General features: G+C 64.4%; 8 protein-coding genes. 3 read left to right on the forward strand and 5 right to left on the reverse strand.

The window, feature by feature from the left end; translation table 11 throughout:
- Positions 1 to 110 precede the first annotated feature (110 nt).
- From ACI944_RS07095 to hisS, 5 genes are all read right to left on the reverse strand, one after another.
- The gene (locus ACI944_RS07095) at positions 111 to 632 is read right to left on the reverse strand and encodes an HTH domain-containing protein (protein ID WP_411718356.1); all 522 of its coding nucleotides are present in this window, start codon (positions 630 to 632) and stop codon (positions 111 to 113) included.
- A 162-nt stretch (positions 633 to 794) separates the two neighbouring features.
- Positions 795 to 1937, reverse strand: coding sequence for a segregation/condensation protein A (locus ACI944_RS07100; protein ID WP_411718357.1), 1143 nt, complete (start codon positions 1935 to 1937; stop codon positions 795 to 797).
- Positions 1930 to 5508, reverse strand: coding sequence for a chromosome segregation protein SMC (smc, locus tag ACI944_RS07105; protein WP_411718358.1), 3579 nt, complete (start codon positions 5506 to 5508; stop codon positions 1930 to 1932). The genes ACI944_RS07100 and smc overlap by 8 nt, the downstream gene beginning before the upstream one ends.
- Positions 5509 to 5526: 18 nt before the next feature.
- Positions 5527 to 5838, reverse strand: coding sequence for a hypothetical protein (locus ACI944_RS07110; RefSeq protein ID WP_411718359.1), 312 nt, complete (start codon positions 5836 to 5838; stop codon positions 5527 to 5529).
- 92 nt (positions 5839 to 5930) lie between these two features.
- The gene (gene hisS, locus ACI944_RS07115) at positions 5931 to 7232 is read right to left on the reverse strand and encodes a histidine--tRNA ligase (protein WP_411718360.1); all 1302 of its coding nucleotides are present in this window, start codon (positions 7230 to 7232) and stop codon (positions 5931 to 5933) included.
- Positions 7233 to 7445: 213 nt separating this feature from the next.
- Here hisS and ACI944_RS07120 point away from each other — a divergent pair, with 213 nt between their 5' ends.
- The 3 genes from ACI944_RS07120 to ACI944_RS07130 form a co-directional block, all read left to right on the forward strand.
- Entirely contained in the window at positions 7446 to 8405 is a 960-nt protein-coding gene (locus tag ACI944_RS07120; protein WP_411718361.1) for a formyltetrahydrofolate deformylase, read from the forward strand.
- Positions 8406 to 8444: 39 nt separating this feature from the next.
- Positions 8445 to 9164, forward strand: a complete 720-nt coding sequence (locus ACI944_RS07125) for an SDR family NAD(P)-dependent oxidoreductase (protein WP_411718362.1) — start codon at positions 8445 to 8447, stop codon at positions 9162 to 9164.
- Between the two features lie 500 nt (positions 9165 to 9664).
- Positions 9665 to 10652 (forward strand): NAD(P)-dependent glycerol-1-phosphate dehydrogenase (locus tag ACI944_RS07130; protein ID WP_411718363.1); only part of this gene is annotated, 988 nt, incomplete at its 3' end.

Here is a 10652-nt window from a genome sequence, read left to right on the forward strand (position 1 = left end):
TCGCTTTCCGCACCGATAACGCGCGCGAGTGTAGTAGTATAATCAGACCGTCGGAACGACGCGCGTGGCGGGCCCCCACCCGGGCCGCGCTCCCGATAGGGCGGGATGGCTCAGTCGCTCCGCTGGCTTGTTGAATCCTGAACGCGGGCGCTGTCGTCGCCGTCGGAAGAGCGCAACGAAGCCGGAGCCCTCTGACCCGTCTCCCGGACCCGCCCGGCGTTGATGTCGGCGATTGCGTCCTCAACGGTGTACGTCGTATGCTCCGTGCTGTGCGGCGCGACGATTTCGATTTCTCCCCCGATGCGGACGGTTAGACATACGACGGGGAGTTCGAGGACCGTCTCGGTGGTATCGATCACCGGGACCGTCCGTTCCGTGCGCCGGAACGCCGGTTCGAGTGAGACGCCGTGCTCGCCGGCCCACTCTAGGAACCGGTTGTATCGCTCGACGACCGGTTCGCCGGCCCCCCCGTCGCTCAGGCGTACTTCGTCCGGCCATACGTCGACGGTGAGCGCGTCTATCGTCCCCGCCTTGTTGTGCTCGCGTAGTGCGCTGATGGTGTCGGCAATCAAACCGGCGAACATTGATCCCCGAAGATAGCAATCGACCGTCACGCGCTTGTGTGTGCTCATACTGATGATCCCCTCATCTAGCTAATGTACATGATAAATAGTGATAAATATGTCGCACGTTCCTACCCTGCACCCACTATCGCAGCCGCGTGTGGGTCGTTGCAGTCGCTTCCAAGCCAACGCTATATAAAAGTCGGCGCTCGACGACGCCCGTGTAATCGGTCAGTCGTCGGCCGAGGCCGGTTCCTCAACCGCCCCACCGGTCGGGTCGCGAATCCAGAGGTCGCCGAAGAGGTCGTCCTGTTGGAGTCTGACCTGCCCGCGGTTCGCCAGGAACAACAACCCGAGGAACGTGTTGACGACGCTACCACCGGCCGTCTGGACCTCCGCAAACAGCACTTCCTCGCGCCCCCGGTCGTAGTGGGTCCGGAGCTGTCGATAGACGTCGGCGATGATGTCCTCCATGTGCTCGTCGTGGGTCTTGCCTGTCACCTCCTCGGCTGTCGGCTCGTCGTCCATCCGGAAGTCGTCGCCCGCGTGGTAATCGAGCGTGCGCGTCCCGCGGCTGTACCCCGACGGCGACCCCGACGTATCGTAGGTCCTGGATTCTTTCCACCAGGTATCGCGCTCGTGCTCGCGGAGGTCCCGAACCAACTCGTCGAGCGTCTCCGGCATCCCTCGGGCGCGCTTGCGCTCGATCCGCCGATCCATCTCGCGTTCGAGTTGGTCGAAGGGGTCCGCCTCGAACGCCTCCGGCGGCTCCTCGCCCGGCGGCCGCTCCCACGGCTCTGGTTCGAGCTCGGCCGCCTCCTCGGGCTCGTCGTCGATCCACATCGCGTCGCTCTTCATCCGCAACAGCACCGACGCATAAAACAGCGCCCGCCCCCCGGTTCGGAGGTCCGAGCCATCGAGCCGGTCGAGGAACTTATCGGTTACCGTCACCACGTCGATATCCCAGGGGTCGATCTCGCCGTCCTCCGCAAGTTGGACCAGTAATTCGACGGGCTCAACCTCCTCTTCGGACGCCTCGTTCGGATCGGAGACGTCGAACTCGGAGAGGACGCCATCGCCGCCGCCGTCGCCCCCGCTTTCACCACCCGGCGGCGATTCGGCCCCGTGGCCCGCGATATTCAGCGGGATCTCGTCCGCCGTGCCACCGTCGGCCTGAAGCGACTTGCTACCCTCTCCGCTCGATTTCTCCGGGGACTCGCTGCGCTCGTCCTCGCCTGCCTTACGGGTCGCGTTGCTCCCCGTTCGGCTTCTCTGAGGCTCCCCCTGCGGTCGATCCTCGCTGCTCGCGTGTCGTTGCTCCGCTCCTCCCGCTCGCGGTTCCGAGGACTCGCTGCGCTCGTCCTCGCTAGTCATCTGCCGGCACCTCCATGCTCGACAGATCGATTCCCGTCACCGCCGAGACGTTGTTCTCCTGCATCGTCACGCCGATCGCTCGCTCGGACCGCTCCAACAGCGCCGCCCGATGAGAGACGACGACGAACTGGGCCTCACCGGCCAACTCCTCGACCATCTCGCCGACCATCTCCGCGTTGGCCGCATCCAGGAAGGCGTCGATCTCGTCGAGCGCGTAGAAGGGGGCCGGGTTGTACCGCTGAATCGCGAAAATAAAGGCTAACGCTGTCAGGGACTTCTCCCCGCCGGACATCGCGTCGAGGCGCTGGACCGGCTTGTCGCCCGGCTGTGCTTTCATCGTCAACCCCCCCTCGAAGGGGTCCTCGGGGTCATCTAGAACGAGTTCGCCGCTGCCGCTGGAGAGCCGCGCAAAGATGTCCCGAAACTCTTCGTTGATTCCCTCGTAAGCGTCCATGAACGTCTCGCGCTTGCGGGACTCGTACCCCTCGATCCGCTCTCTGATCCCGTCGGCCTCCTCGACCAGCGTCCCCCGCTTTTGTTCGAGCTCGTTGAGTTCGGCCTCGACCTCGTCGTACTCCTCGATGGCGAGCATGTTGACCGGTTCAAGCGCGTTCATCTCGCCCTCGAGCCGCGAAATCTCGGCTGTCACCGCGTCGTGATCCGGGATCGCCTCCGGGTCGTACTCGCCGACCTGCGATTCGAGTTCCTCGACCTCCCACTCGAGGCGCGACTCGGTGTCGCCTAAGTCATCAAGCCGTGATTCGACACGTGAGACGGCCTCCCGTTTCTCGTCGCGGGCCGATTTCGCGTCCGCGAGTTCGTTCTTTAATTCCTCGCGGTCGGACTTGAGATCGGCCAGTTCCTCCTCCAGATCGGCGACCGCCTCCTCCTTGGCTTCGAGCCTCCCGCGCTCGGCCTCCAAGTCGTCCTCGAGTTCGATGACGCGTGCTTCGGCCTCGGCCTTCCCGTTTTGGGCCGCCTCGATGTCATCGTGAAGGTCCTCGATCGCCTCCTCAGCGTACTGTTTCTCCAGTTCGAGTTCGTTGAGTTCGCCGTCGAGTTCGCTCATCCGCTCTTCGAGCCCCGCGATCTCCTCGCGGATCGCCTCGGCGCGCTCGGTCAACTCCGGGATTTCCGAGTCGGCGATCTCGGCCTCAAGTTCCTCGATATCGGCCTCGGTGTGCCGGATCTCGGCGTCCACCCCATCGATATCGGCCTCAATCTCATCCATCCGGTCGGCGACCGACTCGCGCTCGGACTCGATCTCCTCGAGTTCCGTCTTCAACGCCTCGATTCGCTCCTCCGTCGCCTCGCGTTTCTCGTCGATCGACTCGATGTCGGACTCGACGTCGCGGACCTGCTCGGCCGCGTCGGTCTGGCGATCGCGGGCATCCTCCAGCCGCGATTCGACGTCCCGGAACTCCTCTCGGACGGACTGCTTTCGATCCTCCAGTTCCGTGATTTGTTCTGCGACCCGCTGGAGTTGTCCCTTTCCGCTCTTCGTGAAGGAGTACCGCGATCCGGAACTCGACCCGCCGGTCATCGCGCCCGACTTCTCGACGAGGTCGCCCTCAAGGGTAACGAGCCGGAAATCGCCCATCAGGTCGCGTGCGGTCGCCATGTCTTCGACGACCAGGGTGTCGCCGACGACGTATGAGAACACGTCGGCGTACGTCCGGTCGAAGTCGATCAGGTTGTAGGCGAAATCGACCACGCCCGGCAGGTCGGGAACCGAGGGCAGCGACCGGCCGTGCATCTCCGTCATCGGGAGGAACGTTGCCCGGCCGGCGTTTCTCGATTTGAGGTGCTCGATACAGCGCTGGCCGACGCCGTCGTCGTCGACGACGACGTTCGCGAGGCGGCCACCCGCGGCCGTCTCACACGCCGTGGCGTACTCCGGGGTCACCCCCCCCAACTGGCCAACTGTCCCGTGAACGCCCTCCATGTCGGCGTTCAACACCGTCGTCACCGCCCGACCGTAAGAGGTGTCTCCGCTCTCGCCCGCCCGCGCCTCAAGTTCGGCGTACTCGCCCTGTTTTGCCGATATCTCGTCCTCAATCGACTCGAGATCTTCCTGTAACGCCCGCCGCTCGGCCTTTAGATCCTCGACGACCTCAGTGATCGTCCCGCGGTTCTTTCTCGCCTTTTCGAGTTCGTTTTCGAGATCCGATCGCTCGGCCTTGAGTTCGGGAAGCTTGGTTTCCGCGGCCTCGATCTTCTCTTCGGCCTCTCGTTCCTCGTTTGTCCGTCGCCTGGACTCGTCGAGCAGCCGGTCTTGCTTCCGCTGGAGTTCGTTGCGCTCGTCCTTCAGCTCTTGGAGCGCCTCGCGGCGCTCCTCCAGTTCGTTTCGGACGGACTCGTACTCCGAATCGACCGCCTCGATCTCGGCCTCGACCGACTCGAGATCGGCTTCTTTCTCTTGGACGTCGGCTTTCAGCGATGACTTCTCGACCTTTTTGTTCCGGATGTCCGCCTCGAGTTCCTCGACGGTCTCGCTCTTGCGGTCGATCGCGACAAACGCCTGTCTGCGTTCGTCTTCGGCCGCCTCGATGCGTTCGTTTTCCGCCTCGATCCGGTCTTCGAGCCGCGAAATCTCGCCCTTGACCTCCTCGATCTCGCGTTTGATTTCGAGCTGTTCGTCTTCGCCCTTTCGTTCGATCTCGGCGTTGAGATCGGCGAGGTCCTCCTCGAGCCGCGTGAGACGCCCCTGCCGCTTGTCGAGTTCGCGCTGAAGTTCCTTGAGTTCGGCCGTCCGCTCCTCGATTGACGCGCGCACGTCTTCGAGTTCCTCGCGTTTGTCTTCGAGTTCCGCGGCCTTGAGATACCCCTCGTACTCCTCCTTCTCGGATTTGAGTTTCTTGTACTCGAGCGCCGTCTCGCGTTCGTTCGCGAGACGATCGAGGCGCTCTTGTTTCTCTTCGATGCGAAGTTCGGCCTCGTCCACGCGCTCTTGAACGGTCTCGAGCTCGCCGAAGGCGTCCTTCTTTTTCGCGTCGAACTGGGCGACACCGGCGATCTCGTCGATAATCTCGCGGCGCGCCCCGGCGGTCATGGTGATGATCTCGGTCACGTCGCCCTGCATCACGACGTTGTACCCCTCCGGCGTCACCCCCGCCTGTGCAAGCAGATCGCGGATGTCGGAGAGGTTGACCGACCGTTCATTGAGATAATAATACGAGTAGTAGGTGTCCTCGTCGGTCTGTTTGACCCGCCGTCGGACAGAGATCTCACCGACGTCGCCGACTTTCTCTGACCCGGCCGCCGAAACGACCTGTTCTCGCGACAGCGTCCCGTCGGCGTTGTCAAGGAGTACCTCGACGCTCGCCTCGCGTTCCCCGGCGAACCCGTCGTCCTCGTCGTCATGGCCGGGGTTGTAGATCAGATCAGTCAGCTTCTCCGCCCGGATACCCGACGTGCGGGCAAGCCCGAGCGCGAACAGCACCGAGTCGATGATGTTGGATTTCCCCGAGCCGTTCGGGCCACTAATAGTGGTGAAATCCTCGTATAACGGGATTCGGGTCTTGCGGCCGAAGCTCTTGAAGTTGTCGAGGACGAGCGCTTTGATATGCATTGAGGTGTGTCGTCCGGCTCAGGCCACGATGATGTCGTCACCCGTCGAATCCGCCGTCTCGTCGTCCGCGTCGTCCCCATCGGTAGTTTCCGCTCTCTCGGCGGAGTCAGCGCCCTCGGGCCCCTCGTCGTCGGCCTCGGAGCGCTCGTTGCCCCGGTTCCGGGACGTCCGCGAGAGTCGGCTCTCGAGGGCGTCGGGTTCGATCCCCGTCTCGTCCTCGATAGCGCCCAATCGCTCCTTCGTCTCGACGAGTTCGTCAGTCAGCCCTTCGATCGTCGCTTCGAGTTCGCGCACTTTCGCCTCGAGTTCGTCGACTCGGTTCCCGGACATACATCCGTTTCATTCCCCCGCACGTATAAATCTGCGTCAGACATTACCACCGGGACGACCGGCCCGCCCTCCCCGAGTCGATCCGGCGGGCTTCACCCCCCGTAGTCGTCGTACGTCGGCCGTCCCTCGCTCGGCGGGAACCCCTCGAGTGGGACCTGCGTTTGCTCGCCGGAGGTCATATCCTTGATGGTCACGCAGTCTTCTGCGAGGTCCTGCTCGCCGACTACGACGACCGTCTCCGCGCCGATCCCGTCGGCGTAGGAGAGCTGATCGCCGAACCCCCTGTCGTTGAGATCGCCCTCGACGACGTGGCCGAGTTCGCGGAGGTCGCGGGCGATTTCTGCGGCGACGTCCCGGGTGTCCCCAACTGTCAGGACGTAATAGTCGGTTTCGGTCGCTTCCTCGGGGGAGACCCCCGCCCGCTGGCACAGAAGCGAGAGCGTCTCGTGACCGATCCCGACGCCGACGGCGGGTGTCGGCTGGCCCCCGAACCCCTCGATCAGGTCGTCGTAACGCCCGCCACCGAAGACCGACCGCGAAACCTCCCCGGCGGTGTCGAAGCACTCGAAGACGACGCCGGTATAGTAATCGAGCCCGCGAGCGGTTTCTAAGGAGATTGTACAGTGGTCTCGGACGCCGAAATCGGCCGCCGCCTCCAGTACGGCTCGCAGGTTCTCGACCGCCGCTTCCACGCGGTCGGTCCCCGCGAATGTGACGAGGTCATCGAGGTCGTCTGTCCCGAGCACCTTGTCGAACCGTTCGGCCTCGCCCCGCGTCAGCCCCGCCTCAACGAGCAGTTCGTGGTACTCCTCGCGGTCGATCTTCTCTTGTTTGTCGACCGCTCGGATCGCGTCGGCCGTCTCGACGTCGCTGTCAAGCGACTCGAGCAGGCCGCCGAGGATATCTCGATGTGAGACCCGGAACTCAAAGTCCTCGGCTGAGAGCCCGAGATCACCCAGCGTGTCGGCGGCGACGGCGAGGATTTCGGCGTCAGCCTCGGGGCGTTCGGAGCCGAAGATGTCGACGTTGGTCTGGTAGAACTCCCGGAACCGGCCCTGTTGGACCTGCTCGTAGCGCCAAAAAGCTCGGGTCGAGAACCACTTGATCGGCTTCGAGAGTTCGCCACCCGTCTCGACGACCATCCGCGCGACCGTCGGTGTCAACTCCGGCGTGAGCGAGACCGACCGACCGCCCTTGTCCTCGAAGGCGTACAGCTCCTCCGTGATCTCCTCGCCGGACTTATCGACGTACATTTGCGTGCGCTCGAGTGCCGGCGTCCCGATCTCTCGGAAGCCGTACCGCCGGATCCGCTCTTCGACCGTGTCGGTTAGCTCCCGTCGGGCGGACATCTCGCCGGGGTAGAACTCGCGGAACCCCTTCAGGCCGTCGTACATACCCGCGATTTCGGTGGCGGGGGCGTAAAAGGTGCGATACTCGCCGGTGGGACGCCCACCGCTCCCGGGATCGACCGGGTCGGCTCGCCGGGCCAACGACACGCGTGGTCGACTCCCCCACGCCGCCCGACCCGCTTTCGAGCCCCTTTTTACAGCCCGCCTCCCACACGGGAGTATGACTTCGCCCGTCGCACCGCCGCGGAGGTGGCGGCCGTGAGCCGACAGTACACCGAGATCACCGTCGTCGGCGAGGACGACACCGGGCTCATCGCCCGCGTCACGACGCTGCTCTTCGAGCGCGATATCAATATTGAGGACCTCGACCAGGCCGTCCGAGACCGGATCTTCCGGATGACGATGACCGTCGACACGAGCGGGATGAGCTGTACCCGCGGGGAGCTCCGCGAGGCGCTCTCGGAACTCGGCGACGACCTCGGCGTCGACATCCAAGTCCGGTTTCCTGCCGACCGCGAAACCCGAACCATCGCCGTCCTCGTCACCAAGGAGTCCCACTGTCTCGAGGCGCTGTTCGAGGCGTGGGCCGACGGGAAACTCGGGGCCGACATCAGCGTCATCATCGGCAATCATGACGACCTCGAACCGCTCGCCGAACACTACGGCGTCGACTTCCACGATATCGGCGATGAAAAGGGCACCCCGGACGAGGGGCGACTGCTCGAACTCCTCGACGAGTACGACACTGACCTCATCGTGTTGGCCCGCTACATGCGGATTCTGAGCCCGAACGTCGTCTTCCGGTACGAGGACCGAATCATCAACATCCACCCTTCGCTCCTGCCTTCGTTCCCCGGCGCGGAGCCGTACCGACAGGCCCGCGAGGAAGGTGTTCGCATCGCGGGCGTCACCGCCCACTACGTGACGACGGACCTCGACCAGGGACCGATCATCACCCAGCGGGCGTTCAACGCGCCGCCCAGCGCGTCCGTCGAGGAAATCGAGCGTCGAGGCCAACCCCTGGAGGCGGAGGCGCTTTTAGAGGCCGTCCGGCTCCATCTCGACACCGCCATTTCCGTCTACCACGGCCGGACGGAACTGCGCGACGACGCCGATCCCGATCGATACCGGTTCGGACTGCCCGACTCGGTCGACGACGCGCTCGCCGACCGCCCGGTTGACGGTCTCGGCGAGGCGATCTCCGGCATCGAAGAGTAAGCAGCGTCCTTTTTTATTCCACACGATCAACGCGAGCGTATGACTCACACCGCAGTTATCGCCGGCGTCGGCCCGGGGCTCGGTGAATCGCTCGCACGGCGGTTCGCCGCCGAGGGATGTCAGGTCGCGTTGTTCGCCCGCTCGGCGGCGTACCTCGAGGAACTCGCAGACGACCTCCCCGGCCCGGGTGAAGGGCTCGCGGTCCCGACCGACCTCACCGACGTCGAAGCCGTCAGGTCGGGGTTCGACGCCGTCCGCGAGGCGTTCGGCCCGGTCGACATCCTCGTCAATCACGCCAGTTCGCCCTCTTGGAGCGGCCTCATGGACACGAGCGTCGAGGCGTTCGAGCGCTCGTGGGCGGTCAACGGCCGCGGTGCGTTCGTCTGCTCGCAGGAGGCCGTCGACGACATGCTCGAAACCGGCGGCGGAACAGTGCTTTTCACCGGCGCGACCTCGGCGGTGCGGAGCCTCGGCGGGACCATCGGTTTCACCGCCGCGAAGTTCGCCGCCCGCGGGATGGCGATGGACATCGCTCAAGAGTTCGGTCCGGAGGGGATCCACGTCGCTCATATCGTTCTTGACGGCCAGATCGACACGCCCGACATCCGCGAGCGATTTCCCGACCGCGACGACGATACGTTCCTCGACCCCGATGAGTTGGCGGAGACGTACTGGCATCTCGTCGAGCAAAGCCACGTCGGTACGCAACCGTTCGAGGTGCACGTCACCAACGGACCGGAGAACTCGGAATTTATGTGACTCCCGCCCACCGCTTCGGGTGTGAGCGGACGTCACCGTGATAGAGAGACGAGCGCATACCTCCGCTTTTCACAGCGTGACGAGTGGCCCGACACCCAGCCGGAACCCAGGGGCGAACAGGCGAGAGATAAGCGGACACACCAGTAGCAATCCACGGACGTAGATTGGCGGATTCCCCACCACGGGCCCTTTTTATATAGCCCTGTGTAGCATCGGTTGCTACAGAATCAGTGAGAGACCAGCCACGAATCATAGGGGGCAGGAAACCAGCGGCGGTTCCCCCGGTATGGTGCCGGCTCCCTCTGCGTACGGGTTGAAACCGTAAAGCCGACGGCGAAGCCGAAATCCCATGGTGGGATTCCTCCGTGTTCACCCCGAGGAGGCGGTCAAACTGACGGCTGCTCAGTTATATATCCTGACCAGAGCTGACGAAGCCGTCTGAAAAACCGACAGCCGTCGGCTGGGAGAACGGTTTTACGCTCGCTCTACACAGGGACGATATGTTCGAGAAATCGACGTGGATCCGCCTCCCGCGGAGCGTCGTCGTCGGCCACGGCGTTCTGGATCGGGTCGTCGACGTCGTCGAGGAACTGTACCTCGACGGCCGGCCGCTGATCGTCACCACCCCGTCGCCGCGAGCGTTGGCGGCCGACCGGCTCCAGGCCGACTTCGAGGGGATCGGGATCGATCCCGCGATCACGACGGTCGAAAAGGCGACGTTCTCTACCGTCGAGGACGTGTTGGCGGCGGCCGACGCCGCGAACGCGGGCTATCTCGTCGGCCTCGGGGGCGGCAAACCGATCGATATCGCAAAGATGGCCGCCGACGAGCGCGGCTGTGGGCTCATCTCCGTCCCGACGGCGGCCAGCCACGACGGCATCGTCTCCGGGCGCGGGTCCGTTCCGGATGGCGATACCCGCCACTCTGTCGCCGCACACCCACCGCTGGCGGTTGTCGCCGACACGGAACTCATCGCGGCGGCCCCTTGGCGATTGACGACGGCGGGGTGTGCCGACATCATCTCGAACTACACTGCGGTTAAGGACTGGCAACTCGCTCACCGGTTGAAAAACGTCGAGTACAGCGAGTACGCGGGTGCGCTCTCGCAAATGACGGCCGAGATGCTGGTCGACCGTTCAGCCTCGATCAAGCGCGGGCTCGAAGAATCCGCGTGGGTCGTCGTGAAGGCGCTTGTCTCCTCGGGCGTCGCGATGTCGATCGCCGGCTCCTCGCGGCCAGCCTCGGGGGCCGAACATCTCATCTCTCATCAACTCGACCGGCTCTCGCCCGACGCGGCGCTACATGGCCACCAGGTCGGCGTCGCCTCGATCGTCACGGAGTATCTCCACAGCGGCGAGGGTGGCGAGTGGCGCCGCGTCAGGGACGCACTCGCCGGAATCGACGCGCCGACGACCGCCGACGGGCTCGGGATCGAGAACGAACAGTTCGTCCGGGCGATGACGAGCGCCCACGGGATACGGGACCGCT

The sequence above is a fragment of the Natronomonas sp. genome, assembly GCF_046710025.1.
Classification (GTDB): domain Archaea; phylum Halobacteriota; class Halobacteria; order Halobacteriales; family Haloarculaceae; genus Natronomonas.